Consider the following 1,627-nt stretch of genomic DNA (forward strand, 5'->3'; position numbering starts at 1 on the left):
CAAACACATTTAAAAAACATGGATAATTATTTTGTATAACATAATATATAATTGGGGACAAGTGGTTTTGGTAACAATGTTACCAAGTTTATTCTCGTTCTTTAAGCATGGCATATGCACCACTTGCAACTTGTTCGATAACAGCAGTAGGTTCTCTGCTTAATGAGTCAAGAAATAACTTAGCCTCTTCTTTAGCCTTGTCTATTGAAATGTGTGTTTCTTTTGAAAATCTTGCTTCTTTTGCATCAAGTTCCTCTTCCTTGATCAGTGTCTGTACTGTACGTAAACTAGATGTCTTTCTTTTTCCAATAGATACAGGAATGCCCTTGTATAAAGCTTTCAATATGTTGTTCCCTTTTATTTTATCAATATAGCTGCATGCAGATATCATGGTTCTAGATGTCATAAACTTTATTTCTGCCTCTCTGTAGGTCAGTCCATGTTCTTGTGTTGACCAATAAGCTTTTATCGCTTTTTGAGTTGCTGACTGGTGTCTTCTAACTTCTGAACCAAAGACTATTTCACGTACTGTATCCAATGGTGTATTGTATGCTATCTCATTTGTAAGTAGCTGTGACAGGCCTAGTGATTCTATAGCCCAATACCTATGTCGTCCATCGACTATTTGATTTCTATAAACAATAACTGGTTCGAGTTGTCCAATTTCTTGAATGCTTTCTTTCAATCTCTGAAACTCAACCTCAGTCATTTTTGGATGTTCGTTGGCCAACTCATGAAGTGATAACTCCTTTATGTCTCTTGTGTGAACTTCATTACTTATGCTGCTAATAAGAGTTGATATGTTGATTCTATTCATTTGACTTGCTCCAATAGTTAAACTTTTTTATTATCTATAAAATATAAATTATTGTCAAAATTAAAAAATTTATAATTGATGAAACTTGATGAAAATCTAAGATACTTAGTGAGAGAATATTATAATTGGTTAAACGTAAATTTTTATAAGATTTTTTTTCTTGTTACAAGAAGAAACGCTTAGAGGAATATAGAGCAAGAGCTTGCATGTTTTTTTAGTTGTTGAAACTCAGTATAGCTTAGGTTATTTTATTTCATGATGAATTGTAGTATCTCTTCATGAAAACCTTATAAAATTATATATTTTATAAGGTTTTGAAAACAAGACATTTTTGATATACTCTTAATGCAAAATATCGTAAGAGAAGGACTCTTTGTCTTTTTTAATACATAGGTATACTAACAACAATAAAGGACCTTCATGAATGATTATCAAAGCCTTAAAGAGCACTATAGGTTCACAAAAGAAGAAGAAGAGATCTTAAGAACACTTCAACCTAGAATGGAGGCTATTGCAGATACTTTTGTAGATGAATTTTATGATTATATTTGGGGTTTTGGCAAAACTGCTCAATTTTTAAAAAATAAATCGATTATTGAGTTTCATAGGGCAAAAATCAAAGATTGGTTTATTAATTTGTTTTGTGGAAAGTATGACTTACAGTATTTTATGTATCTATATAAAATTGGTGAAGGACATATGAAAATCGGTTTACCAACGCATTATGTTAATTCTGCTTTTACTTTTGTTAGAACTTTTGCACTAAGAAGTATAGAAGAACACTTCGTAAATAAAGAACAACATATTAAA

The 1,627-nt window shown here is 30.8% G+C and carries 2 protein-coding genes; one reads left to right on the forward strand and one right to left on the reverse strand.

Features of this window, described 5'->3' with window-relative positions; translation table 11 throughout:
* Positions 1-88: 88 nt before the first annotated feature.
* Complete coding sequence (locus WBM70_RS05160; RefSeq protein WP_424557445.1) at positions 89-817, reverse strand: ParB N-terminal domain-containing protein; 729 nt, start codon at positions 815-817, stop codon at positions 89-91.
* Positions 818-1,237: 420 nt separating this feature from the next.
* Between WBM70_RS05160 and WBM70_RS05165 the strand changes: the two genes are divergently transcribed.
* On the forward strand, positions 1,238-1,627 hold a 390-nt coding region (locus WBM70_RS05165; protein ID WP_424557446.1), incomplete at its 3' end, for a protoglobin domain-containing protein.

Origin of the sequence: Sulfurovum sp., from assembly GCF_049668085.1 — a bacterium.
Taxonomy (GTDB): Bacteria; Campylobacterota; Campylobacteria; order Campylobacterales; family Sulfurovaceae; genus Sulfurovum.

Coding starts and splice junctions, on each gene's coding strand:
- WBM70_RS05160 (WP_424557445.1), bottom strand. CDS start 817: ATGAATAGAATCAACATATCAACTCTTATTAGCAGCATAAGTAATGAA.